Origin of the sequence: Streptomyces sp. NPDC058773 (assembly GCF_042746015.1) — a bacterium.
In the GTDB taxonomy this organism is placed as follows: domain Bacteria; phylum Actinomycetota; class Actinomycetes; order Streptomycetales; family Streptomycetaceae; genus Streptomyces.
The window spans coordinates 1-22,650 of sequence record NZ_JBHYPE010000063.1; the positions used below are offsets into that span (position 1 = coordinate 1).

A 22,650-nucleotide genomic window follows, 5' to 3' on the forward strand; every position below is an offset into this window, starting at 1 on the left:
GCCCCCCCCCTCCCCTCGCCCGGGCGGCGGGGGGGCCCGCCCCCCCGCCCCCGCGCCCCCGGCCGCGTGGGGCGCCGCCCCCCCCCCCCCCGGGGCCCCCCCCCCCCGACCGTACTGCTGCCGGTCAGAGGATGCCCAGCAGGCCGAACGGGAAGCCACCGAAGCCGAAGAAGCCACGGCCGAAGCCACGGCCGCCACGGCCGAAGCCGTCGTTGCCGAAGCCACGGTGGTGGTCGCAGTGGTGACGGTGGTGGTGGCGACCGTGGCGGTCCTGGGACTGTGACGCCGACTCCTGGGACGCGGCCGAAGCCACGCCGGCGAGCGGGACGACGGCGGCGGCGGCGATCGCCGCGGCAGCCACGGAGCGGCCTATGAACTTGCGCATTGCATTTCTCCTGTGTGGCAGGAAATGTGACAATCGATGAGTACCGCGCCGCGCCGGAATCCCCGCAGACACGGCGGAGAGCCACTCCAACGGCCCCAAGAATTGCTCCAGTAGTGGCAATGAATCGGCAAAGTGATGTGGTGAACGGGCTGGTCAGAGCCGGACGATGACCAGGGCCGCATCGTCGGTGGCACCGCCGGGCGGCAGCAGCTCCGCCAGCAGCGCATCGGCGAGCGACTCGGCATCGGCGGCCCGGTGCCGGGTGAGCGCGGCGGTCAGCCGCCCCAGACCGACGTCGATGTCCTCGCGGCGGCGCTCGATCAACCCGTCGGTGTACAGGACCAGTACGGCGCCCTCGTCGAAGGCCACCCGCGCCTCGGGCCGGTCCACATGCTCGGGCCGGGCGCCCAGTGGCGGGTCGGTCGCCCGGTCCAGCAGCTCGACCGTGCCGTCCGTGTGCAGCAGGGCCGGCGGGGGATGGCCCGCGCTGCTGTAGGTGATGGTGTGCGTGGTCCAGTCGACGACGGTCTGCACCGCGGTGGTCGATTCCGCGCCGTCCACCGAGCGCGCGTAGATGCCCAGCACCTCCAGGGCCCGCGCCGGGCCGACCACGACCCGGGCGGCGGCGCTCAGCGCACTGCGGAGCTGGCCCATGACGCAGGCGGCGGACAGGCCGTGGCCCACCACGTCGCCGACCGCCACCGCCATCCGGTCGCCGGACAGTTCGGCCAGGTCGTACCAGTCGCCGCAGACATGGAGCGCACCGGTCGCGGGCCGGTAGCGCACGGCGGCCCGGTGGTGCCCGACGGGCGGCGGCGCGGGCAGCATCGCCTCCTGGAGGGCCAGCGCCACCTCCTGCTCCCGGGCGTGGGCCCGCCGCAGCCGCTCGTTGGCCCCCTGCAGTTCCTGGGCGCGGGTGTAGAGCTCGGCCGCCATCCGCTGCCGGTCGCCGTCCCGGTCGCCGGCGGCGGCCCGGACGATCCCGGTGACCTCCTCGACCCGGTGCACGATCAGCCGCACCCGCCCGTCCGCGTCCAGCACCGGTGCGTTGACCGGACTCCAGTAGCGCTCCTCGAACACGCCCGGCCGGCCGGGCGCCTCGACGTCGTAGCGCTGGAGCGCCATGGTGTCGGGTGCGCCGGTGGCCAGCACCCGTTCCAGGGACGCCCGGAGATTGCGGGTGCCGGTGGCGTCGGGGTCCCCGGGGTTGTCGGGGAAGACATCGAAGAGGACGCGGCCGATCAGCTGGTGGCGTTCCCGGCCGGCCCGCCGCAGCAGGGCCTCGTTGGCGTCGGCGATCTCGAACTCCGGGGTGAGCAGCAGCACTGCGCCCGGCAGCGCCTGGAAGACCGCCGCGTAGTCGATCCCGGACGCGTTCACGGGCGGCTCGCCTCCGGTGCGTTCCTGTCGTGCGCCACCTGCGAATGGTCCCGCCACGGCGGGCCGGTCGCACGCCGGGGCGGGCAGGCGGACGCCCTGCCGCCGGGCGAACGGCGAGGCCGGTCCGGTCGGGTGGCGGCCGCCGCGGGTACGACCGTTCGGGTCGGCGCACCGGGACGCCTGCCGGAGCCCGTCGCCGCGGTGGCGTCGCGGCGCTCGACCGCCAGGGGCACCGACCGGCGGCGCGCGCCGGACCGCCCCGCCCTCAGCGCTTGCGCGCCCGGCTCGGCTGGACCCGGGACGGCTCCCCCGGCATCTTCGGGTGGTCGGGCGGATAGGGCAGATCGCCGAGCCCCTCGTCCACGGCCTGCCGGTCCGCGAGTTCCAGGACGGAGTCCAGGCCGAAGGCGTGGTCCGCCATGTCCGCGTGTACGTCGCCGAGTTCGGCGAACCGCGGCGGGACCGTGCGCAGATCGAAGTCCTCGGGGGTGGCGTCGGACAGTTCGTCCCAGCGCAGTGGGGTGGAGACGGTCGCCCGGGGCCGGGCGCGCAGCGAGTAGGCGGAGGCGATGGTCCGGTCGCGGGCCATCTGGTTGTAGTCGACGAAGACCTTCTCGCCGCGCTCCTCCTTCCACCACGCCGAGGTCACCAGATCCGGCATCCGCCGCTCCAGCGCCCGCGCCAGGGTGATCGCGGCCCGTCTGACCTCGGTGAACGTCCAGCTGGGCCGGATCGGCACATAGACGTGCACTCCACGGCCGCCGGACGTCTTGGGCCAGCCGCGCAGCCCGTGCTCCGCCAGCAGCTCGCGCAGGTCGAAGGCGACCTTGACGGCGTCCGCGAAGTCGGTGCCGGGCTGTGGGTCGAGGTCGATCCGCAGCTCGTCGGGGTGCTCGGTGTCCCCGCGGCGTACCGGCCAGGGGTGGAACGTCAGACACCCCAGGTTGGCCGCCCAGAGCACGGCCGCCGGTTCACCGGGGCACATCTCGTCGGCGAACCGCCCGCTCGGGAAGGTGATCCGGGCCGTGGGCAGCCAGTCCGGCATCCCCTTGGGCGCCCGCTTCTGGTAGAAGAACTCGCCCTCGATACCGTCGGGGAAGCGCTGCATGGTGGTGGGCCGGTCGCGCAGGCCCCGCAGCACCCCCTCGGCGACGGCGAGGTAGTACTGTGCGACGTCCATCTTGGTGAAGCCGCGTTCCGGGTAATACGTCTTGTCGGGGTGCGACAGACGCACCGTGCGCCCCGCGACATCCAGTTCGACAGCTCCGGCTCCGGCCATGGCTCCACGGTAAGTACGGTGCGGCGCCGCCGCGCGCCGGAAGGGCGGCGGGCCCGGCCGTCCCGGCGCGCGGGAACCGTCCGCAGCCCGCAGGATCGGGACATGGACCTGCCCGTCATGCCCCCGGTCTCCCCCATGCTCGCGAAGCTGGTGACGGACATCCCCGCCGGCATGCAGTACGAGGCCAAGTGGGACGGCTTCCGCGTCATCGTCTTCCGGGACGGCGAGGACATCGAGATCGCCAGCCGTACCACGAAGCCGCTCACCCGCTACTTCCCCGAGGTGGTCCGGGCGGCCCGGGCCGAGCTGCCCCGGCGCTGTGTCGTCGACGGCGAGATCGTGATCGCCCATGACGGCCGGCTGCACTTCGAGGAGCTGCTGGAGCGCATCCACCCGGCCGACTCCCGGGTCCGTACCCTCGCCGAGCGCACGCCCGCCTCGCTCGTCGCCTTCGACCTGCTGGCCCTCGACTCCGCCGCACTGCTGGACGAGCCGCAGTCGGCGCGCCGGGAGGCCCTGGTCGAGGCGCTGCGGCCGGCCCGGCCGCCGGTGTACACCGCGCCCGCGACGCGGGACGAGGAGCTGGCGCGCCGGTGGTTCACCCAGTTCGAGGGGGCGGGGCTGGACGGGGTGGTCGCCAAGCCGCTCGATCTGCCCTACCGGCCGGGTGACCGGGCGATGTTCAAGATCAAGCATGCCCGCACCGCGGACTGCGTCGTCGCGGGCTACCGGCTGCACAAGAGCGGTCCGGTGGTCGGCTCCCTGCTGCTCGGGCTGCACGACGACGCCGGGCAGCTCCAGCACGTCGGGGTGTGTGCCTCGTTCCCGATGGCCAGGCGGCGCGCGCTGGTCGAGGAGCTGGCGCCGCTGCGGATGGACGAGGTCTCGGGCCATCCATGGGGCGCGTGGACCGATGAGGCGGCGCATGCGTCGCGGCGGATGCCGGGCGGGCCCAGCCGCTGGAGCGGCGGAAAGGACCTGTCGTGGGTGCCGCTGCGCCCGGAGCGGGTGTGCGAGGTCGCCTACGACCACATGGAGGGCAGCCGCTTCCGGCACACCGCCCAGTTCCGCCACTGGCGTCCCGACCGTACGCCGGAGAGCTGCACCTACGCCCAGCTGGAGGAGCCGGTGGGCTACGACCTGGCGGAGCTGCTGCGGGACTGACCGTACGGACGCGGTGGCGGGCGGCGGGTGGCGGTCAGCTCTCCTCGCCCTCCGGCGGCCACCGGCGCCGGCTCTCCCCCGGGGCGAGCCGGTCCACCACTTCGGCCAGTTCGCGGCAGGCCTGCTCGACCTTGCGGCGGATGCTGTTCTGCTCGGTGACGATGGCCGCCAGCAGCAGCGCGGTGAGCGCCGCGGACGCGTTGAGGGCCTGCAGATTGACCATCGCCTCCAGCTGGCTCTGGCCCTCGAACGGTCCGGTGCGGCTCGTCGCCGCCGTGATGGCCAGGACGGACACCAGCAGCACGCAGGGCGCCGCCCCGACGAGCTGGAAGCGCAGCGCCGCCCAGACGATCAGCGGAAAGACCAGGAACAGCAGCGACAGCTCACTGCTGACCGCCACCAGCGAGACCACGACCGAGGCGGCGAGCAGGACCACGGCCTCGGCCCACCGGTAGAGGGGGACGCCCCGCGGAAGGCGGACCGTACGGCAGGCGAGGACGAGCGGGGTGACGACGAGGATGCCCATGGCGTCGCCCACCCACCAGGCCGCCCAGGTCCGCCAGAAACCGCCGGGCGGCAGCGCACCGCTGAGGAGGAGCGTCCCGCTGCCCAGCGTCGCGCTGATCACCATCCCGGCGAAGGCGCCCAGGGCGACCAGGGCCACCCCGTCGCGCAGCCGGTCGAGCCCGGTGTGGAAGCCCACCCGACGGAGCATCAGGCACGCGCAGACCGGGGCCAGGGTGTTGCCGGTCATGATGCCGAGGACCGAGACGTCGAGCGGGCTGAGGGACGCGACGACCAGCAGGGTGCCGAGCGCAATGCCCGGCCAGGTCCACAGGCCCAGCAGCAGGAGGCAGCTCAGGGAGATGCCCGTGGGCGGCCATAACGGGGTGACCCGGGCGCCCGCGAACACCACCTGCTCCAGCAGCCCGATCCGTGCGGTCCCGTAGTAGACGCCGGCGAGCACGAGGATCGTCAGGGCTGCCGGTACCGGCCGGCGGAGTCCCTCGGTGCGCACCACGCAGCCATCAGACAACGCCGGCGGCCGCCCGCCGTCCGCGACACGCGCGCCCGGCCCGCGCTTCACCCGGCTCCGGGCGACGCCGCGTCGAAGCGCAGGACGAGCACCGCCGAGTCATCGGTGTGCCCGGTGAACTCGGCGACGCTGATCGCCACGTCCGCCACGGTGGCCGGATCGCGGTCGGCGTTGGCGCTGACCAGCCGGGTCACCTGGGTCAGCCCCGCCTCGATCGGGAACGACGGCCCTTCGACGACCCCGTCGGTGAGCAGCACGAACGCCCCCGCGGTGGCGAACCGGCGGCGGGTGACCGGGTACCGCTCCCCCGGTGCGATGCCGAGCGGCAGGCCACCGGGGTCCTCGGCGAGGCCCGACCGGCCGTCGGTGGTGGCCCAGATGCCGGGGACATGACCGGCGCGGGCGCTGGTCAGCTCCCGGGCGACCGGGTCGAAGCGGACGAAGGTGCAGGTCGCGAAGAGGCCGCAGTCGACCGAGAGCAGCAGGTCGTTGGCCCGGCTCAGCACCTCCCCGGGATCGGCGGCATGGCCGGCGACGGCGCGCAGCCCGAACCGGATCTGCCCCATGAAGGCCGCCGCCTCGACGTCATGGCCCTGCACATCGCCGACGCAGAAGGCGAGCGAGCCGTCGGGCAGGGGGAAGCCGTCGTACCAGTCGCCGCCGATGTCCAGGCCGTGCCGGGCCGGGGCATAGGTGGCGGCGGCCCGCAGCCCCGGTATCGACGGCAGTACGGCCGGCAGCATCTCCCGCTGGAGCGCCTCGGCCAGCTCGACCCGGGCCCGCTGCTTCTCGGCGCCTTCCCGCGCCTGGGCGGTCAGGCGCCCGAGCGTGGTCAGCAGATCGTCCGCGCTCGCCGACCGCGGGGGACGACGCCGAAGCATGGACCGCTCCCGGGTGCGTCGGTGCATGGGCCACTGCGGGGCGTGCTCCGTGCGTCTCCGCAGTGGCCGCCTGACCTGGCCTCATGGGGGCTCATGGGGAGCCCGCTTCTCCCGATTCATCATATTTCTGCGGTCCGACTTCCGCTTGACGGCCTCGCCGTCCCCTCCTGTCACCCTCCGTAGCCACTGTCGTGGCCCCGTTCAGGCGGCCGCGGGACGGGCCACCTCCAGATGCCGGACGCCGGAGCGCACCGCCCAGAAGAAGATGCCCAGCGCGAGGGCGCCCACGGTGATCGAGTCGTACGGGGCCGGCAGCCGGCCGGAGCCCTCGAAGGTGCCCAGCCAGGAGAGCACCGTCAGGGCGATCAGATAGGCCACCAGCCAGGCGCCGGTGCGGAGTTCGGCGCCGAGCGGGCGGCTCGGGCCGGCGCCGTCGCTCTCCACGGCGTCCCGGTCGCGTGCCCCGGGGCGGCGCATGACCAGGAAGATCAGCAGGCCGCCGAGCACGAGGGGCAGCGCGAGGCGCAGATCGTGCCAGCCCGACCAGTAGACGAATTCGCTGGCCACCACGAAGCTGAGCGGCGCGATCCAGCGCAGCCCCGGGACCCAGCCGGCGGTGCGGCCGCCCGGCTCGGCGCGGAACACCGCGACCGCGACCGCGGAGGCCGCGTAGATCAGCAGATACATGTCGCCCATGACGCTGACGATGTCCTGCCAGCCGCCGAACGGCAGCAGAAAGACCATGATCACGACGAGGTTGATCGCCAGCGCCCGGCGCGGGATGCCGAACCGCTCGTTGACCTTCATGAAGTACCGGGGGATGGTGCCGTTCTTGGCGAGCGCGTAGGTGTGCCGCCCGTTGAGCGCCACGCCCACGTACGCCGAGCCGCCGGGCGAGATCACCGCGTCCGCGTACAGCAGGCTGGCCAGCCAGTGCAGATTGAGGATCAGGGCGAGCTGACCGAACGGCGACTCGAAGGAGACCCCCTGCCAGCCGTGGCCGAGCAGGTTCTCGGGGACGGTGAAGAGGAACGCCAGTTGCAGCGCCAGGTACATGAGGACGGCGAGGCCGATGCCGGTGAGCACCGCGGCGGGCAGGGTGCGGCGGGGGTTGCGGGTCTCGCCGGAGAAGTCCAGCGGGGCCTGGAAGCCGTTGACGGAGTAGACGATGCCGCCGCCGGCCAGCGCGGTCAGGCAGGCGACATAGCCGTACGGGGCGAAGCCGCCGTGGTCCGTCAGACGGCCGGAGTGCCAGCCGGAGGCGATCAGCGCGATCACGGTGACGACCGGGACCACGATCTTGAACACCGAGATCAGGTTGTTGAGCCGGGCGAACATCCGCACCGCGAACCAGTTCAGCGCCGTCAGCAGGACACTGAGCCCGGCGGCCAGGGCCAGCCCGGAGAGCGTGAGGGTGTGGCCGTTGTAGAGGCCCGGGAGGTAGTGCGCGGTGTACTGCATGATCGCGCTGATCTCGGCGGCGGTGCCGCCCACCGACAGCAGCGTCGACCAGCCGATGAGGGTGCCGACGAGCCGGCCGCTGGCGAACAGCGGCCAGCGGACCGTGCCGCCGCCCTCCGGCCGGGTCGCGCCCAGCTCGATCATGACCAGGGCGACCAGTCCGCACAGCAGACCGGCCCCGATCCAGGAGAGCAGCGCCGCGGGGCCGGCCGTCTGAGCGGCGTAGAGGGCGGCGAACAGCCAGCCGGAGCCGACGATATTGGAGAAGCCGATCCCCGTCAGTCCCCAGAAGCCCAGGTCACGGTGCAATCGGCGCTCCTGCGCCTGCACTTCCGGGGCCGCGGCCCCGTCCCCCTCACCCGATACCTGACGCTCCGCCACGAGAAACGGCCTCCTTGATTCACTGTTACGGCTCGCCGGACCCTACTCGACGATCAGCGAAGAGGAATTACGCGTTCCACCAGCGGACACTTCCTGCACGCAGCGCAGCGCAGGGGTACTGGAGAGTGCCGATCCGTGCGCGGCCGCTCACTCCCGGTCAGGAGAGCAAGTGGCGCCACCGCCAAGGCTCTTGTCACGCCTTGACCCGGCATTTGTCTCGTCGATACGGCTTTGCGCGGGGGCGGCCCCGTACGGCAGCAAGGGACGGGGTGCGGCGCCCGGCGGCGCTCAGGAGCCCGGCCGACCGGGACGCCGCCGGCGGGCGGACTCAGCCGCAGGTCCAGCAGCCCGACCAGCACGCCGAGCGGCGCGGAGGGTGCGGGCGGCCGGGGATCGGGTCCTCGGGCGGCGGCCCCTCCTCGGCGAGGGCGCTCAGGGCGGCGAGCTGGGCGCACAGGACGACGCTGATCGCCGCGATCTCCTCCGGTTCGGCGTGGCCCCGCTCGATGCGCAGCCAGGATTCGGGCGCATCGGCGCAGGGCGCGTTCGCGGCGGGGGGCGTGGCGTGGTCGACGGCCGGGCCGCCTCTGGAGGGTGCGCCCTCGGCCACGGGCAGGCGCTCGGCCGGGGCCGCGTCCGCGGCCCCGGCCCGCCCGGCGGGTGGCGCCCCATTGGCGGGTGCGTCCCCGCTGACGGGTGCGGCGGCGCCGTCGGCCGTGCGCTCCTCGATGGTGGTGCCCGTACCGAGGCGGGCGGCCTCGGCAAGGATGGTGCCGGCGTCGGTGGATGTGCTCATGTGTGGGGGTCCATGGGCTCGGGGGTGGTGCGCGGTGCGGGGCCTGCCGCCCGCCGTGCACGGTGGGTGTTCAGGCAGGTCACAGGGCCGACGCTAGAAGCGCTCCGGGGCGCTGTCGCGCGGTGGGCCCGCCGGCTGCGCCATTCGGAGGACCCGCCGGGGTCCCAGGCGTGATATCCGGGGCCGGGGCCGTGTTGTTCCCGGCCCGTACGTCGTGGGCGGCGAGCATCGCGCACAGGTATGTGCAGGCACTCGGCTGCCGGATGACGCAGTCAGGATGGCGGGACGATGAGATGTGAGCAGGACGGCGACGCAGGTGCCCTTCCGCGGCACGACGGGCGTCGGGGATTCTTGAAATGTGCGGCCGGGATCGCCGGAGTGGCCGCCGCGGGACTCGGCGGGCAGGCGGCCGCCGCAGCGGCGGACCGGCCCGTGGGCGGACTGCGCAACAACGGGCCGCTGCCCGACCAGGTGCCCTTTCACGGGCGCCATCAGGCCGGCATCGTGACGCCGCAGCAGCTCTTCGCCGGTTTCGTCGGCTTCGACGTACTGGCCCAGGACCGCGACGGGCTGACCACCCTGTTCCAGAAGCTCACCACGCGGTCGCGGGTGCTGGCGGCCGGTGTGAAGCCGCAGGACGAGCGGGTCGCCTCGGAGGAGCCCACCCCCGACTCGCTCACCATCACGCTCGGCGTGGGCGCCTCGCTGTTCGACGACCGCTTCGGCCTCTCCGGGCACAAGCCCCGGCACCTCAAGGCGATGCCCGCGTTCCCCGACGACCGGCTGGAGCCGGCCCGCTGCCACGGTGACCTGTCGTTGCAGGTCTGCGGGCAGCACCCGGACGCGGTGGTCCATGTGCTGCGCGATCTGGCGCGGGAGACGCACGGTCTGCTGCGGCCCCGCTGGCGGGCGGACGCCTTTCTCAACCCGTCGCGGCCCTCGGGGTCACCGCGCACCTTCGTCGGCTTCAAGGACGGGATCGTCAATCCGGACACCGGCTCGGCCCGGGAGATGGACCGGCTGCTGTGGGTGACCCCGCCCTGCGGGGAGCCGGACTGGGCGCTGGGCGGCAGCTATCAGGTGCTGCGTCTGATCCGCTTCCACGTCGAGGAGTGGGACAAGGTGCCGGTCTCGCGCCAGGAGGAGATCTTCGGCCGGCGCAAGGCGAGCGGTGCGCCCCTGGACGGCACCCACGAGTCGGACACACCGCGGTACCGCGACGACCCGCAGGGCACGAAGATCCCGCTCAACTCGCACATCCGGCTGGCGAACCCCCGCACCGAGAAAACCGACAACTCCCGCTTCCTGCGCCGGAGTTACAACTACGACGCCGGTTACGACAGCAAGGGCCGGATGGACCTCGGGCTGGTCTTCTGCGGCTACCAGCAGGACCCGGAACGGCAGTTCGCGACCGTGCAGCGGCGCCTCAAGCACGAGCCGCTGTCCGAGTTCGTCACTCCGATCGGCGGCGGCTACTTCTTCGTGCTGCCCGGGGTGCGGGACGCCGACGACTGGTTCGGGGCCCGGCTGCTGCAGAAGACCTGAGCGGGTCCGGTCGTACGGCGGAAGGGCGGTGCCCGTTGCGGCGCCGCCCTTCCGCGTCGCTCAGCAGATCCGCGGCAGCTGCTCGCCCAGCGGCAGGTCGACGACCCGGGTGCCGCCCAGCGGGGTGCGGGCCACGACCATGCCGGGGTGGGTCTCGACGGTCTCCCCGATGACCGCGGCACCGGCGCCCAGGGGGTGCGCCCGCATCGCGTCCAGCACGGCGTCGGCGTGCCGGCGGGGGACGAACGCCACCAGTTTTCCCTCGTTGGCGACGTACATCGGATCCAGGCCGAGGACGGCGCAGGCGTTCGCGACGGCGGACGGCACGGGGATGGCGCGCTCCTGGATGACGATGCCGGTGCAGGAGGCGGAGGCGATCTCGCACAGCGCGGCGGCCAGCCCGCCGCGGGTGGGGTCGCGCAGCACGTGCAGGTCCGGGGTGACGGCGAGCATGCTCTCGACGAGGCCGCCGAGGGCCGCGCAGTCGCTCTCGATCTCGACGCCGAACTCCAGGCCCTCACGGACGCTCATGATGGCCACGCCGTGCAGACCGATGTCCCCGCTGACGATCACCACATCGCCGGGCACGACGCGCTGCGGGCGCAGATCGACACCCGCCGGGATCAGACCGATGCCGGCGGTGTTGAGGTAGACGCCGTCGCCGTGGCCCGCCTCGACGACTTTGGTGTCGCCGGTCGCCACCTCGACCCCGGCGGCCCGCGCCGCCGCGCCCATCGCGTCGGCGACCCCCGCGACCACCGGCATCTCGACGCCCTCCTCCAGGATGAAGCCGCAGGAGAGATAGGCGGCGCGGGCGCCGCTCATGGCGAGGTCGTTGACGGTGCCGTTGACGGCGAGGTCGCCGATGCAGCCGCCGGGGAAGAAGAGCGGCCGGACCACATACGAGTCGGTGGAGAAGGCCAGGCGTACGCCGCCGAGGGACACCGCAGCGGAGTCGCCGAGCTGGGCCAGGATCTCGCCGCCGAAGGCGGGGGCGAAGATCTGCTGGACGAGTTCGGCGGACAGCGCGCCGCCGCCGCCGTGCCCCATGACGACGCGGGGCTGGTCACGGAGCGGGGTGGGGCAGGTCCAGCCGGAGATGTCGACGGTGGGCAGACCGCGGTCGGCCGGGGTGGGGCCGCCGGGCTGGGGGCGCTTGGTGTCAGGCAACGGGGCTCGCCTCCTGCGGGGTGGGCGTGGTGCCGAGTCGGCGGTAGAGGTAGTAGGCGGCGCAGGCGCCCTCGCTGGAGACCATGGTGGCGCCGAGCGGGGAGCGCGGAGTGCAGGTGGTGCCGAAGGCCTCGCACTCGTGCGGCTTGAGGAGCCCCTGGAGGACTTCCCCGCTGCGGCAGGCGGCGGGTTCGCGGGTGGTGATGCCGTCGACGGAGAAGCGGTACTCGGCGTCGTAGTCGCGGTAGCGCTCGGACAGCCGCCAGCCGCTGGCGGGGATGGTGCCGATACCGCGCCAGGAGCGGTCGGTGACCTCGAAGACGTCGGCGAGCATGGCCTGGGCGGCCGGGTTGCCCTCGCTGCGGACGGCGCGCGGGTAGGCGTTGTCCACGGTGTGTTCGCCGCGCTCCAGCTGTCGGACGGTGCGGCGGATGCCCTCCAGGATGTCGAGTGGTTCGAAGCCGGTGACCACGATCGGCACCTTGAAGCGGTCGGCCAGTTCGGGGTACTCCCCCATGCCCATGACGCTGCAGACGTGGCCCGCGGCCAGGAACGCCTGGACCCGGCAGCTGGGCGAAGTCATGATCGCCTCGATCGCGGGCGGCACCCGGACGTGCGAGACCAGCATGCTGAAGTTGGGGACGCCCAGCTTGCGGGCCTGATACACCGTCATGGCGTTGGGCGGTGCGGTGGTTTCGAAGCCGATACCGAAGAACACCACCTCGCGGTGCGGGTTCTGCTGGGCGGTCTTCAGGGCGTCGAGCGGGGAGTAGACGACCCGGACGTCGCCGCCCTGGCTGCGCACCTGGAACAGATCGCGGTCGCTGCCGGGGACGCGGAGCATGTCGCCGAAGGAACAGAAAATCACGTCCGGGCGGGCGGCGATCTCCAGCGCCTTGTCGATGACCTCCAGCGGCGTCACACAGACCGGACAGCCCGGCCCGTGGATCAACTCGACGCTGTCGGGCAGCAGTTGGTCGATGCCGTGCCGGATGATGGTGTGGGTCTGCCCGCCGCAGACCTCCATCAGGGCCCAGGGCCGGGTGGCGGTGGCCCGGATCTCGTCGAGCAGCCGGCGGGCCAGCTCGGGGTTCTGGAATTCTTCGAGGTACTTCACCGGCTCGTCTCCCGCGCTCCGTCGTTGCGGGCGGCCGGGGGTGTGCCGCCCGCCCCGTCCCGTCCCTGAGCGGCAGCGGCCTCCCAGGGGTCGCCGAACTCCTCCTGCAGCAGGCCCAGTTCCTCGAACAGGGCCAGGGTGTGCCGGGCGGATTCCTCGTCCAGGCGCTGCAGCGCGAAGCCGACATGGACGATGGCGTACTCACCGACCTTCAGATCGGGGACGTACTCCAGGCACACCTCCTTGACCACACCGCCGAAGTCGACGGTCGCCATGCGGGTGCCGTCCCGTTCCTCGATGTCCAATACCTTGCCGGGTACCGCCAGGCACATGGGCCTCTCCTCGTCGTGGGTACGTTGCGTCCGCCGCGCCGCGGTACCGCTCAGCGCACGGCGGCTCCTGCCGTGCGCGCCGCCACGACGATCTGGCCGAGCGCCAGTCCCCCGTCGTTGGGCGGGACGCGGCGGTGGCGCAGGACGGTGAAGCCGTCCTGCCGCAGGAGGCGGGCGGTGGCCTCGGCCAGCAGGGTGTTGGCGAAGACCCCGCCGGTCAGGGCCACGGTCGTCAGGCCGGCCCGCTCGCGGGCGGCGCCGCAGCCGCGCCGGACGAGGTCGGCGACCGCGTTGTGGAAGCGGGCCGCGATCAGCGGTACGGCGGTGCCCGCGCGGAGGTCCCCGACGACGGCGGTGAGCACCGGCGCCGGATCGGCGACGAGGTCGGCGGCGGCCGCGCCCGCCGGACCGGGGCGCAGCGCGAACGCATAGCCCGGACCGTCGTCGTCGCCCGCGGTCAGGGCGGCGGCTTCGAGGGCGACCGCGGCCTGGGCCTCGTATCCGGCGTGGTGGCAGACCCCGGCCAGCGAGGACACCGCGTCGAAGAGCCGGCCCATGCTGGAGGTCGGCACACAGTTGAAGTGGCGTTCGAGCTGCCGGGCCAGCAGCCGCCGCTCGTCCGGCGGGCAGGCCGTCACCGGCGGCAGGTCCTCGGTCCAGTCGACGCCGGCGGCACGCAGATGGGCGAGGGCCATCCGGTAGGGGCGCCGTACGGTGGCGTCGCCGCCGGGCAGCGGGACGTAGGCGAGCTGTCCGAAGCGGCGGTAGCCGTCGTAGTCGGCGAGCAGGATCTCGCCGCCCCAGACGGCGTGGTCGTCGCCGTAGCCGGTGCCATCGAACGCGACGCCGATGACGGGACGGCCGTCGCGGAAGCCGTGTTCGGCCATCGCCGCGGCGATATGGGCGTGATGGTGCTGGACGCGTACCAGGGGGCGGCCGTCGGTGTGGCACTGCGCCCACCGGCCGGAGCGGTAGCCGGGATGCCGGTCCGCGGCGAGGAGTTGGGGCCGCACCCCGGTGACGGTCTCCAGGTGTTCCTCGGCCCGCTCGAAGGCGAACTGGGTCTCCAGGTCGTCCATGTCGCCGATGTGCGCGGACAGCCAGGCGCGGTGTCCTTCGGCGAGGCAGAGCACGTTCTTGAGGTCGCCGCCGGCCGCGAGCGAGGGCCGGACCGGCACCGGGAGGGGCACGGGGAACGGTGCGTAGCCGCGGGAGCGGCGGACGAACAGCGGCTCCCCTTCGCTGATCCGGACCACCGAGTCGTCGCACGGAATCCGGATCGGCCGGTCGTGGGTGAGCCAGGCGTCCGCCAGCTGCGCCAGGCGCCGTACGGCCTCGTCGTCGTCGGTGACGATCGGTTCGCCCGCGACATTGCCGCTGGTCATGACGAGCAGCCGGGGTCCGGGAGGGTCTCCGGGCAGGCCGAGCAGCAGGTGGTGCAGCGGGGTGTACGGCAGCATCACGCCCAGGTCGGGGCTGCCGGGGGCGACGGCGTCGGAGACCGTGGGGGCGTCCCGGGCCGCGGCCCGGTGCGGGTTGCGGCGCAGCAGGACGATCGGCCGGGCGGACCCGGTGAGCAGCGCGCGCTCCTCCGCCCCGACGCTCACCAGGTGTTCCACATCCGCGATATGACGGGCCATCAGCGCGAACGCCTTGTCGCCGCGGGCCTTGCGCCGGCGCAGCAGGCCGACTGCGGCGTCCTGGGCGGCGTCGCAGACGAGGTGGTAGCCGCCGAGGCCCTTGACGGCCACGATCGCGCCCTCGGCGAGCAGCCGCCGGGTGTCGGCGACCGGGTCGGCGCCGGGTGCCGGGCGCGGCGGGCGGGTGCGGTCGGCGGGGTCCGCGGTCAGCAGCCGCAGCCGGGGGCCGCAGTCATGGCAGGCGATGGGCTGGGCGTGGAAGCGCCGGTCGCCCGGGTCCGCGTACTCCCGTGCGCAGAGGGGGCACATCGGGAAGCGGTCCATGGTCGTCAGCGCGCGGTCGTAGGGGACCCCGGTGACGATCGTGAAGCGCGGCCCGCAGTGGGTGCAGCTGAGGAAGGGGTGCCGGTGGCGGCGGTCGGCCGGGTCGGTCAGCTCGGCGAGGCAGGCCTCGCAGGTGGCGGCGTCCGGGGCGACCAGGGTGCGGGAGGGGCCGTGGGCGCGGGAGGGGAGGATGCGGAAGCCGGCGTCACCGGCCACGGCGATGTCCTGGCCGTCGACGGTCTCCACCACAGCCAGCGGCGGCGCCTCGCCGCTGAGGCGTTCACCGAAGCGGGCGAGCGCCGCGGGGGCGCCCTCCACCTCGGCGACGACGCCCTCGCCGGTGTTGGTCACATGGCCCGTCAGGCCCAGTTCGGTGGCGAGGGTGTGGACGAACGGGCGGAAGCCGACGCCCTGGACGACGCCGCGCACGGTGATCCGGCGGCGTGCGGCGGCTGCGGGAGGGGCCGTCGCGGTGGTGCCCTCGGCCTGCCCGGTGGTCATGAGCGGCTCGACGCCACGGTGTCGGAATCGGTGGTGTGCGCCTGGCCGGCCGGGGCCCGGCGGGCGTGGGTGTGGGTGTGGGTGTGGCCGGCTGCGCGGGTGCGGCCCGCGTCGTGGGTGTGCCCCTCGTCGCGCGGCTGTCCGTCCGCCGCGTCGTGGACGTGATGGGACTTACGGGTCATCACCGGGATGTGCACCGGCGCGCCGTCCCGTGCCGCCAGCGCCCGGTCCAGCAGCAGGCCCTCCCCCGCACCGCCGCGCACCGACGTGAGGACGACCTCCACGCCCGGGTTGATGCGTTCGACGTTGGCGCGGAACTCCTTCTCGTCGAAGGAGACCGCGGCGGCGATATCGGTCTTGGTGACCACGACCAGATGGGCCAGTCCGAAGGCGGTGGGGTACTTCAGCGGCTTGTCCTCACCCTCGGTCACCGACGCCAGCACCACGCGCAGGGTCTCCCCGAGGTCGTAGGAGGCGGGGCAGACCAGGTTGCCGACGTTCTCGATGAACAGCAGCCGGGTGTCGGCGGGCAGCCAGCCGTGCAGGTGCCCGCCCAGCATCTCGGCCTCCAGATGGCACAGCCCGTCGGTGAGCACCTGTTTGACGGGCACTCCGGAGCGGGCCAGCCGGACGGCGTCGTTCTCGGTGGCGAGGTCGGCGGTGAGCGCCGCGACCGGGATGTCCCGGCTGCGGGCGAGGGTGAGTTCACGTTCCAGGAGCGCGGTCTTGCCGCTGCCGGGGCTGGAGAGCAGATTGACCAGCGCGGTGCCCCGGGCCGCGAGGTCCTCGCGCAGGGTGTGGGCACAGGCGTCGTTCTTGGCAAGGACCGCCTGTTGCAGGTCGACGACACGGCACATGGTTCAGCGCTCCTCGTGGGTCGGTACGTGTACCGGGGCGTCGTTCCAGCACACGCTGACGATCTGCAGTTCCCGCCCGGACAGCAGCTCGGCGGTGGCACCGCCGCAGCCCGGACAGCTGAGCCGCGGCGGCATGCCCACGGCCCAGGTGTCCGCGCAGGGGCCGCAGCGGGCGCGGGCCGCGACGGGTTCGGTCACCAGCTCCGCCCCCTCCAGCACCGTTCCGGCACAGGCGAGTTCGAAGGAGAAGGCCAGCGCGTCGGGGACCACTCCGGCCAGTTCGCCGACCTGTAGCCGGATGCTGTGGACGGTTCCGGCCCCGGCGGGCCGGGCCGCGCTCTCGACCTGGTCCACGACCGCAAGCGCGATCGACATCTCGTGCATCGGTCCCTCTCTGGTGCGGGGACGACCGGGGCCGCCCGGCTTCATTAGACGGCGCGGCCGGAGGGCGGCCGGGGTGCCTCGCCGGGGCGGCGCGGCGGCGTACACCGTTCGGTGCAGCGCCGCCGCGTCACATGGCCCGCATGCGCATATAACGCTTGAGGTCCGGCAGCAGGGACCTGGCGACAAGGGCGAGCGCGGCGGCGAGCACACCGCTCAGGGCGAACTTCAGCATGGTGTCGTGTTCCTCTCGGTGGGGTGCGGTCCGGCGGCGGACGGGGTGGGTTCCTCCGCGCCGACCAGCCGCAGGACGATCTGTACGGCCTCGTCGACCGCGGCGTCGACGGGTGCGCTGAGCCCGATGCCTTCGGCGACATCGGCGGGTTCGCAGCCGACGACCAGGACGCGTTCCGGGCGCCGGCCGCCGGTACCCGCGCTGAGGGTGTCGAGCAGCGCGAGCACGGCGTCGGGGGTCATGTGGTGGCCGTCCAGCGCGATGTCCGGCGGGCGGTCGGCGGGTGTGGTGGCGTCGAGCAGGTAGACGGTGCCGGGTTCACCGCCGCGCGCGGAGGCGTCGACGAGGAGCACCGTGTGGTAGCCGTCCAGCATCTGGTAGGCGAGGTGGACGCCGCGTACGCCGACGTCGACGACCTCGACGCCGTCGGGGAGTTGGTGCTCCCCGAGCCGGCGGACGGCCTCGACGCCGAAGCCGTCGTCGCCGAGGAAGATGTTGCCGACGCCGGCGATCAGCGTCTTCGCGGGGCGTTTGGCGCCGGATGCCTCGGGACTCACGCGTCCTCCAGGGGAGCGACTTCGTCGGGTTGGAAGTACAGGAACCGACCCTGCTCGCGCCGGATGTCGACGCCCGGGTCGCCCTCCACGGTCACCGCGAGATGCACTCCGCCGTCGACGTCGTGCAGCACCGCCTCGACGTGTGCGGTGCGGCCCTGGAGGAAGAGGTCCTGGGCGTCGGTGCGCCGCAGGCCGGGGCGGAGCAGCACCCGGCTGCCGGCGCCGACCGACCGCCCGTCGACGGTGATCCGGTCGCGTACGGGATCGACGCTGCGGTCGCTCTCCGGGTCCCACCAGGGGGTGTTCGGGCGGGTGCCCGGTACGTCCGGGGCGAACGGGTCCGGGGCGGCCGGGCCGGGTCCGGTGACCTCGCGCAGCGCCCGTACGGCGCCGTGCAGTCGCTCCAGCACCTCGGGCGGCATGGTGTCGGCGAGTTCGATGACCCCGGCGGCGCGGGGGTCGGTGCCGCGGGCCTCCCGCTTCTCCTCGTCGGTGAGGGCCGCGGTGCGCAGGGTCAGGATCTCGTCGATCTCCAGCGCGTCGTAGAGCGCGCCGGGGCTTTCCGGGGCGATGGCCGGGTGGTCCTCCAGGATGATCGGCGCGGAGAGCACCACATCGGCGCGGCCGGACTCGCCGGCCAGCACCGGCCAGGCGTGCTCGTTGCGGCAGGCCGCGACGGCGCCCTTCGCCCACTCCGGCGGGTCGGTCATGGAGAGGAACGCTCCCGCGCTCAGGCCCAGGAGCAGATGGGCGCCGACCAGCGAACGGGGAAGTGCCGCGGCCCGGTCCGCGCCGGTGTCGTCCGGCTGCCAGTCGCTGGTGTTCTCCACGGTCGCGGTCAGCCGGAACGCCGCGTACGGGCCGCCGAGTTCGCTCGCGGTGAGCCGGACCCGGCCGTCGGTCCGCGCACAGTGGCGCACCAGCCGGCCGAGAAGCCGCCCGTCGGCGTCGTGGACCTGCTCGGTCTCCTCCCGCGCGGGCCGGGTGAACGGGACGGTGACGCCCTCGCCGGTCAGCTTGGAGACATCGGTCACGAGCGTGACGCGCTCCTCGACTCCCTCGTCCCAGGGGACCAGCACCCGGTCGGGCAGTTCGAGTTCCGTCGTGTCCTGGAACCCGCCGTCCGGGCAACGCCGTTGGACGGTACGCCGCTGTGCGCGCAGAAACCGCAGCTCGACCGAGAGCCGGGCGCCTGAGCGGGGCTCCATGAGGCATTCGGTGCGCTGGAAGGAGTGCTCCGCGCTGTCGGCGCCCCAGTGGGGCGGGACCAGCACCCCGAACTGCCAGCGCAGCTGGTTCTTGGCGGCGGAGGCGCGGTACGGGTAGAGCACATAGCCCTCGAACAGCACGGCGTCCGCCACCTGGCGGGCGGCGGCGAAGCGGTCCGCCCCCTCCTCGGGCAGCGCGCTGGTCGTCACGGCGCGGTCCTCTCGCTGAGGGGGCGGGCGGCGGCGCCCTGGAGGAGCCGGGCGTGCGGTGCGGGCGGTGCGGTGCCGTCGTCGCCGGCCTCGGCCAGCAGTGATTCGACGGTGGCCTGCCAGGAGGGCAGGGCGTGCCGGGAGCGGTAGGCGAGCAGCGCGTCGAGGGTTTCGCGGGGCAGCCGCAGCCAGCCGCACCCGGGGAAGTGCGCCTCGGTCATCTCCTGCCAGACGGCCACCGGCATCCGTACGGACGCTTCCTTGTGCCAGGGCACCGGATGGACCCGGAAGCCGCCGGCGCCGGCGAACACCGTGCCGGAGAAGAGCAGCAGCAGCGGCACCTCGCCCTCGCGCAGTGCGTGGAAGTAGCGGCCGGCCGCGACATCGAGGTCGTAGGAGCAGGGGACGGGGAGATCCACCTCGGTCTCGCCGGTGAAGCCGGGGACGACCAGGGAGACCTGGGCGAACTGGAGCGGGTGCAGGGTGCTGCCCCAGCGGGACCGCTCGCCGAAGAGGTCGGACAGCGCCTCGGCCTCGTCGGGGCGGTAGCCGCGCCGGGCCGGTTCGATGCGGAGCTGGCAGCGCAGCGCGAGGGCGTGCACCCGGGCCGCTTCGGCGGCGGTGATGCACAGCCGGAAGAGGAGGGTGGGGACGGCGGCGTAGCGGTCGGCGCGGACGCCGGTGCAGACGAAGGACAGCTCGGTCACGGCCGGTCCTCCGCCTTCGGCTCGCGGGCCCGGCGGGCGACCTTGGTGAAGAAGTCGGCGAGCGCGGCGCGTGCCTCGGCGCCGCCGTCGAAGCCCTGCCACAACAGGCGCATCCGGCCCACGAGTTCGTAGCAGATGTCGACGGGCACCAGATAGCAGTCGATCCGGCCCTCGGTGCGGCGCAGCAGCAGCGCCTCCACATCGGGCCGCAGGAGGGCGGCCAGCCGACTGGCGGAGAGCACGGTCTGCCAGGTCGACGGGTCGAGTTCGCCTTCGGTGGCGCCGGCCGGGCTGGGGTAGAGGGCGGCCGGCCGGTCCTGGTCGGCGTTGCGCAGGAAGAAGGCGACGCCGACCGGGATGCGGAGTCGTTCCCAGGCCGCGTCGTCGAGGCTGTGGCCGGGGTCGACGAGATAGCGGTCCGGGACCGTACGGAACTGCCCCGTGCCGGCGCCGGGCCGGTCGAAGAGCAGCGCGCACGGCGTGCAGGCGCAGGCCAGCGCCCGGCGCCGGGTGTCGACCAGGTGGCGGTGGTTGTGCTCGGCGAGCACCACGGCGCACAGTTCGCAGCGTTCGGGGCTGGCCGGCACCGGGGCGCGGAAGCGGCGCAGGCCGCGGTGGGCGGGTGGCGGCCCCAGGCGCGAGGGCGCCGATTGCCGGCCGCTCACGAGGCGGTGGCGGCGGTCGGCGGGCGACGGGAGATCTGCAGCAGCGCCGGCTCGGAGCGGTTGTCCGCCGCCTCCCACTGCGTCGAGGTCACCTCGGGCGCGAAGCAGGACACGGCGGCCTCGACGGCCTGCTGTGCCTGCCGGCTGGTGCTGGGGCAGCCGCAGCCGCCGGAGTCGCCGGCGGCGCGCAGCCGCAGCGCTCCGGAGTCCGCGTCGAACTCCGCGACCTCGGCCGGGTGTTGCCGACGGACGCTGTCGAGGGCGCGGCCGATGCGGGCCACGGTGTCCTCGGGGTGCAGATCGTGCAGCACCAGCAGGCTGGTCACCAGCTCGTCGCGGAGCAGCGCCGCCCGGGGACCGTCGCCGCCGGTGCCGGTGCCCAGGACGTGCAGGATCCGGGCGAGTCCCGCGCCGTAGAAGTCCATCAGGACACGGACGAGTTCCTCGGCGGCGGCGCTCACCTCGCGGTCGTCGCGCCGCGCGAGGCGGTCCAGCACCTCTTCGACGTGCCGGCCGGTCGCCTCGGCGTTCGGCACGGCGGGCGGCGCGGCTGATGACGGCGCAGCGGCCTCGGTGGCCTCTGCCTGCGGCGCGGTGGCCTCTGCCGTGGTGCCCCGGGCGCTCATCCGGAGAGCCCGCTCAGACCGGTGGGCACATGCATCTTCTGCACGGACTTGCCGTTGCCGACGTACATGTGGACACCGCAGGGCAGACACGGGTCGAAGCTGCGCACCGTGCGCATGATGTCGATGCCCTTGAAGTTCTCCGGGGAGTTCTCCTCGAAGATCGGAGTGTTCTGGACGGCGTCCTCGTAGGGGCCGGGGGTGCCGTAGGTGTCGCGGGTGCTGGCGTTCCACGGGGTCGGCGGGTAGGGGTGGTAGTTGGCGATCTTCCCGTCCCGGATGACCATGTGGTGCGAGAGGACACCGCGCACCGCCTCGGTGAAGCCGCAGCCGATGGACTCGTCCGGCACCTCGAACTTCTCCCAGGTCTGGGTGCGTCCGGCGCGGACCTCCTCCAGGCCCTGCTCCGCGAAGTGCAGCGCCATGGCCGCCGAGTACGCCTGGAAGTAGGTGCGGGCGCGATTGCGCTCCAGGGCGTTGCTCCACTTCGGGATCTTCCATTCGAAGCGGGTCTCGGGCTTGGTCATGCTGCGCGGCAGGTCGATGACCACGCTCTGGCCGGTGGCCTTGACGTACGGGGTGTCGACGAGTCCGGACAGCGCGGTGGACCACAGCCGCGCGATCGGGCCGCCGCCGGTGTCCAGCGCCAGGTGCTCCTTGCCGTCGAACCAGCGCGGGGACATCACCCAGCTGTACTTGTCGGCGAAGTCGCGCTTCTGCGGGGCGGGGATGGTGTGCTGGTTCCAGGGGTGGCGGGCGTCCACGGGGTTGCCCAGGGGGTCGTGGGTGACGAACTTCTCCTGGCCCTCCCAGTCCTGGTAGTAGGAGCTGCCCAGCAGGATCCGGATACCCAGGTTGATCTCGGTGAGGTCGTTGGTGACCAGCTTGCCGTCGACGATGATGCCCGGGGTGACGAACATCTTCCGTCCCCAGTCCGTCATGTTGCGATAGGTGAAGTCGCAGTGCTCCGGGTCGTTGAGCGCGCCCCAGCAGCCGAGCAGGACGCGTCGCCGGCCGACCTCCTCGTACCCGGGCAGCGCCTCGTAGAAGAAGTCGAACAGGTCGTCATGGAGCGGCACGACGCGCTTCATGAACTCGACGTAGCGCATCAGCCGGCTCATGTAGTCGGTGAACAGCTGGACGCTGGCGATGGTGCCGACGCCGCCCGGGTAGAGCGTGGAGGGGTGCACATGGCGGCCCTCCATCAGGCAGAACATCTCCCGGGTGTAGCGGCTGACCTGGAGGGCCTCACGGTAGAACTCGCCCTCGAGGGGGTTGAGGGAGGTCATGATGTCGGCGATGGTGCGGTAGCCGTGGTCGCCCGCGTGGGGGGCTTCGGTCCGCTGGGCGAGTTCCCAGACGCCGGGGTTGGTCTCGCGGACCATCTTCTCGCAGTAGTCGACCCCGACCAGGTTCTCCTGGAAGATGTTGTGGTCGAACATGTACTCGGCGGACTCGCCGAGGTTGATGATCCACTCACCCAGGTGCGGGGGCTTCACCCCGTAAGCCATGTTCTGCGTGTAGACGGAGCAGGTGGCGTGGTTGTCACCGCAGATGCCGCAGATCCGGCTGGTGATGAAGTGGGCGTCGCGCGGGTCCTTGCCCCGCATGAAGACGCTGTAGCCGCGGAAGACGGATGAGGTGCTGTAGCACTCCGCCACCCGCTTCTGCTTGAAGTCGATCTTGGTGTGGATGCCGAGGCTGCCCACGATCCGGGTGATCGGATCCCAGGACATCTCCGTCAGACCGCTGCTGTCAGCCGTCTTCGTTCTCGGTGCCATCGTGAGTGCCGTGCCCTTCTGTTACGCGGAGGTG

At 73.1% G+C, this 22,650-nt stretch carries 22 protein-coding genes; 2 read left to right on the forward strand and 20 right to left on the reverse strand.

Annotated features, from left to right (window positions below):
- Positions 1–124: 124 nt before the first annotated feature.
- The 3 genes from ACFW5B_RS32525 to ligD all read right to left on the reverse strand — a co-directional run bounded on the left by ACFW5B_RS32525 (position 125) and on the right by ligD (position 3,044).
- Complete coding sequence (locus tag ACFW5B_RS32525) at positions 125–385, reverse strand: hypothetical protein (RefSeq protein ID WP_386447710.1); 261 nt, start codon at positions 383–385, stop codon at positions 125–127.
- A gap of 153 nt (positions 386–538) precedes the next feature.
- Positions 539–1,765, reverse strand: a complete 1,227-nt coding sequence (locus ACFW5B_RS32530) for a PP2C family protein-serine/threonine phosphatase (RefSeq protein ID WP_386447712.1) — start codon at positions 1,763–1,765, stop codon at positions 539–541.
- Between the two features lie 265 nt (positions 1,766–2,030).
- Positions 2,031–3,044: a non-homologous end-joining DNA ligase gene (gene ligD, locus ACFW5B_RS32535; RefSeq protein WP_386447715.1), complete on the reverse strand. Its 1,014-nt coding sequence runs from the start codon at positions 3,042–3,044 to the stop codon at positions 2,031–2,033.
- Positions 3,045–3,146: 102 nt separating this feature from the next.
- Between ligD and ACFW5B_RS32540 the strand changes: the two genes are divergently transcribed.
- A complete protein-coding gene (locus ACFW5B_RS32540) occupies positions 3,147–4,208 on the forward strand; it encodes an ATP-dependent DNA ligase (RefSeq protein ID WP_386447718.1) in 1,062 nt (353 codons plus the stop codon).
- Positions 4,209–4,242: 34 nt separating this feature from the next.
- Here ACFW5B_RS32540 and ACFW5B_RS32545 read toward each other — a convergent pair whose 3' ends face one another.
- From ACFW5B_RS32545 to ACFW5B_RS32560, 4 genes are all read right to left on the reverse strand, one after another.
- Positions 4,243–5,229, reverse strand: a complete 987-nt coding sequence (locus ACFW5B_RS32545) for an MASE1 domain-containing protein (protein WP_386447721.1) — start codon at positions 5,227–5,229, stop codon at positions 4,243–4,245.
- Between the two features lie 62 nt (positions 5,230–5,291).
- Complete coding sequence (locus ACFW5B_RS32550; RefSeq protein ID WP_386447723.1) at positions 5,292–6,125, reverse strand: PP2C family protein-serine/threonine phosphatase; 834 nt, start codon at positions 6,123–6,125, stop codon at positions 5,292–5,294.
- A gap of 201 nt (positions 6,126–6,326) precedes the next feature.
- A complete protein-coding gene (locus ACFW5B_RS32555; protein WP_386447726.1) occupies positions 6,327–7,967 on the reverse strand; it encodes an APC family permease in 1,641 nt (546 codons plus the stop codon).
- Positions 7,968–8,295: 328 nt separating this feature from the next.
- Positions 8,296–8,763: a hypothetical protein gene (locus tag ACFW5B_RS32560; protein ID WP_386447729.1), complete on the reverse strand. Its 468-nt coding sequence runs from the start codon at positions 8,761–8,763 to the stop codon at positions 8,296–8,298.
- A gap of 288 nt (positions 8,764–9,051) precedes the next feature.
- On the opposite strand from ACFW5B_RS32560, the gene efeB reads away from it, so the two are divergent.
- Positions 9,052–10,308: an iron uptake transporter deferrochelatase/peroxidase subunit gene (gene efeB, locus ACFW5B_RS32565; protein ID WP_386447732.1), complete on the forward strand. Its 1,257-nt coding sequence runs from the start codon at positions 9,052–9,054 to the stop codon at positions 10,306–10,308.
- A 60-nt stretch (positions 10,309–10,368) separates the two neighbouring features.
- Here efeB and hypE read toward each other — a convergent pair whose 3' ends face one another.
- The 13 genes from hypE to ACFW5B_RS32630 all read right to left on the reverse strand — a co-directional run bounded on the left by hypE (position 10,369) and on the right by ACFW5B_RS32630 (position 22,616).
- Positions 10,369–11,478, reverse strand: a complete 1,110-nt coding sequence (gene hypE, locus ACFW5B_RS32570) for a hydrogenase expression/formation protein HypE (protein WP_386447735.1) — start codon at positions 11,476–11,478, stop codon at positions 10,369–10,371.
- Positions 11,471–12,595, reverse strand: a complete 1,125-nt coding sequence (hypD, locus tag ACFW5B_RS32575; RefSeq protein WP_386447738.1) for a hydrogenase formation protein HypD — start codon at positions 12,593–12,595, stop codon at positions 11,471–11,473. Before hypD ends, hypE begins: the two co-directional genes overlap by 8 nt.
- The gene (locus ACFW5B_RS32580) at positions 12,592–12,927 is read right to left on the reverse strand and encodes a HypC/HybG/HupF family hydrogenase formation chaperone (protein ID WP_386447741.1); all 336 of its coding nucleotides are present in this window, start codon (positions 12,925–12,927) and stop codon (positions 12,592–12,594) included. Before ACFW5B_RS32580 ends, hypD begins: the two co-directional genes overlap by 4 nt.
- A 50-nt stretch (positions 12,928–12,977) precedes the next feature.
- Positions 12,978–15,392: a carbamoyltransferase HypF gene (gene hypF / locus ACFW5B_RS32585; protein WP_386447744.1), complete on the reverse strand. Its 2,415-nt coding sequence runs from the start codon at positions 15,390–15,392 to the stop codon at positions 12,978–12,980.
- Positions 15,389–16,249 carry a hydrogenase nickel incorporation protein HypB gene (gene hypB, locus ACFW5B_RS32590; RefSeq protein ID WP_386447747.1) on the reverse strand — a complete coding sequence of 287 codons (861 nt, stop codon included), beginning with the start codon at positions 16,247–16,249 and terminating at the stop codon, positions 15,389–15,391. Before hypB ends, hypF begins: the two co-directional genes overlap by 4 nt.
- A gap of 3 nt (positions 16,250–16,252) precedes the next feature.
- Positions 16,253–16,633 carry a hydrogenase maturation nickel metallochaperone HypA gene (locus tag ACFW5B_RS32595; protein WP_386447750.1) on the reverse strand — a complete coding sequence of 127 codons (381 nt, stop codon included), beginning with the start codon at positions 16,631–16,633 and terminating at the stop codon, positions 16,253–16,255.
- A 127-nt stretch (positions 16,634–16,760) separates the two neighbouring features.
- Positions 16,761–16,865, reverse strand: coding sequence for a DUF6893 family small protein (locus tag ACFW5B_RS32600; RefSeq protein WP_386447753.1), 105 nt, complete (start codon positions 16,863–16,865; stop codon positions 16,761–16,763).
- On the reverse strand, positions 16,859–17,422 hold the full coding sequence (locus ACFW5B_RS32605) for a hydrogenase maturation protease (RefSeq protein ID WP_386447756.1): 564 nt from the start codon (positions 17,420–17,422) through the stop codon (positions 16,859–16,861). The genes ACFW5B_RS32600 and ACFW5B_RS32605 overlap by 7 nt, the downstream gene beginning before the upstream one ends.
- Positions 17,419–18,840, reverse strand: coding sequence for a hypothetical protein (locus ACFW5B_RS32610; RefSeq protein ID WP_386447759.1), 1,422 nt, complete (start codon positions 18,838–18,840; stop codon positions 17,419–17,421). The genes ACFW5B_RS32605 and ACFW5B_RS32610 overlap by 4 nt, the downstream gene beginning before the upstream one ends.
- Positions 18,837–19,547 (reverse strand): DUF6084 family protein, encoded by a 711-nt coding sequence (locus ACFW5B_RS32615; protein ID WP_386447762.1) that lies wholly within the window; start codon positions 19,545–19,547, stop codon positions 18,837–18,839. Before ACFW5B_RS32615 ends, ACFW5B_RS32610 begins: the two co-directional genes overlap by 4 nt.
- Complete coding sequence (locus ACFW5B_RS32620) at positions 19,544–20,212, reverse strand: DUF5947 family protein (protein WP_386447764.1); 669 nt, start codon at positions 20,210–20,212, stop codon at positions 19,544–19,546. The genes ACFW5B_RS32615 and ACFW5B_RS32620 overlap by 4 nt, the downstream gene beginning before the upstream one ends.
- A complete protein-coding gene (locus ACFW5B_RS32625) occupies positions 20,209–20,838 on the reverse strand; it encodes a hypothetical protein (protein WP_386447767.1) in 630 nt (209 codons plus the stop codon). The genes ACFW5B_RS32620 and ACFW5B_RS32625 overlap by 4 nt, the downstream gene beginning before the upstream one ends.
- Positions 20,835–22,616 carry a nickel-dependent hydrogenase large subunit gene (locus ACFW5B_RS32630; RefSeq protein WP_386447770.1) on the reverse strand — a complete coding sequence of 594 codons (1,782 nt, stop codon included), beginning with the start codon at positions 22,614–22,616 and terminating at the stop codon, positions 20,835–20,837. Before ACFW5B_RS32630 ends, ACFW5B_RS32625 begins: the two co-directional genes overlap by 4 nt.
- Positions 22,617–22,650 lie beyond the last annotated feature (34 nt).

What these genes read in the sequence shown, in the direction of transcription:
- ACFW5B_RS32525 (WP_386447710.1), bottom strand. Translation starts at nt 385, where the DNA reads ATGCGCAAGTTCATAGGCCGCTCCGTGGCTGCCGCGGCGATCGCCGCC.
- ligD (WP_386447715.1), bottom strand. Translation starts at nt 3,044, where the DNA reads ATGGCCGGAGCCGGAGCTGTCGAACTGGATGTCGCGGGGCGCACGGTG.
- ACFW5B_RS32540 (WP_386447718.1), top strand. Translation starts at nt 3,147, where the DNA reads ATGGACCTGCCCGTCATGCCCCCGGTCTCCCCCATGCTCGCGAAGCTG.
- ACFW5B_RS32550 (WP_386447723.1), bottom strand. Translation starts at nt 6,125, where the DNA reads ATGCTTCGGCGTCGTCCCCCGCGGTCGGCGAGCGCGGACGATCTGCTG.
- ACFW5B_RS32560 (WP_386447729.1), bottom strand. Translation starts at nt 8,763, where the DNA reads ATGAGCACATCCACCGACGCCGGCACCATCCTTGCCGAGGCCGCCCGC.
- efeB (WP_386447732.1), top strand. Translation starts at nt 9,052, where the DNA reads ATGAGATGTGAGCAGGACGGCGACGCAGGTGCCCTTCCGCGGCACGAC.
- ACFW5B_RS32580 (WP_386447741.1), bottom strand. Translation starts at nt 12,927, where the DNA reads ATGTGCCTGGCGGTACCCGGCAAGGTATTGGACATCGAGGAACGGGAC.
- hypF (WP_386447744.1), bottom strand. Translation starts at nt 15,392, where the DNA reads ATGACCACCGGGCAGGCCGAGGGCACCACCGCGACGGCCCCTCCCGCA.
- hypB (WP_386447747.1), bottom strand. Translation starts at nt 16,249, where the DNA reads ATGTGCCGTGTCGTCGACCTGCAACAGGCGGTCCTTGCCAAGAACGAC.
- ACFW5B_RS32595 (WP_386447750.1), bottom strand. Translation starts at nt 16,633, where the DNA reads ATGCACGAGATGTCGATCGCGCTTGCGGTCGTGGACCAGGTCGAGAGC.
- ACFW5B_RS32600 (WP_386447753.1), bottom strand. Translation starts at nt 16,865, where the DNA reads ATGCTGAAGTTCGCCCTGAGCGGTGTGCTCGCCGCCGCGCTCGCCCTT.
- ACFW5B_RS32625 (WP_386447767.1), bottom strand. Translation starts at nt 20,838, where the DNA reads ATGAGCGCCCGGGGCACCACGGCAGAGGCCACCGCGCCGCAGGCAGAG.
- ACFW5B_RS32630 (WP_386447770.1), bottom strand. Translation starts at nt 22,616, where the DNA reads ATGGCACCGAGAACGAAGACGGCTGACAGCAGCGGTCTGACGGAGATG.